The sequence below is a fragment of the Pseudomonas sp. P4_C3 genome, from assembly GCF_056402075.1.
On the sequence record NZ_JBFUIC010000771.1, the window covers coordinates 1 to 656 of the forward strand.

The 656-nt window shown below is 60.7% G+C and carries 1 protein-coding gene; it reads left to right on the plus strand.

From position 1 onward, the window contains the following. Nucleotides 1-656, plus strand: a 656-nt coding sequence (dgt, locus tag AC1DVH_RS32350) for a dGTP triphosphohydrolase (protein WP_477757203.1), incomplete at both ends; no start/stop codon positions are given.

The window sequence follows — 656 nt, forward strand, 5'->3', positions numbered from 1 at the left end:
CGCCTGACCCACTCGCTGGAAGTCAGTTGCGTGGGTCGCTCACTGGGCATGCGGGTCGGCGAAACCATCCGCAATGCCCTGCCCGACTGGTGCGAACCCAGCGACCTGGGGATGGTGGTGCAATCGGCTTGCCTGGCACACGATATCGGCAACCCGCCTTTCGGCCATTCCGGTGAAGACGCGATCCGGCACTGGTTCCAGCAAGCCGCCGGCCGTGGCTGGCTGGATGCAATGAGTGAAGCCGAGCGCAATGACTTCCTGAATTTCGAAGGCAATGCCCAGGGCTTTCGGGTACTCACTCAACTGGAGTATCACCAGTTCGACGGCGGCACCCGACTGACCTATGCAACGCTGGGCACCTACCTGAAGTATCCATGGACGGCCAGGCACGCCGACTCGCTGGGCTACAAGAAACACAAGTTCGGCTGTTATCAGAGCGAGCTGCCGCTACTCGAGCAGATCGCCCATAAACTCGGCCTGCCACAACTGGAGGAGCAACGTTGGGCGCGACATCCTCTGGTGTACCTGATGGAGGCTGCCGACGACATCTGCTATGCACTGATCGACCTGGAAGACGGCCTGGAAATGGAGTTGCTGGAATACGCCGAAGTCGAGTCCCTGTTGCTGGGCCTGGTGGGCGATGACTTGCCTGAGAC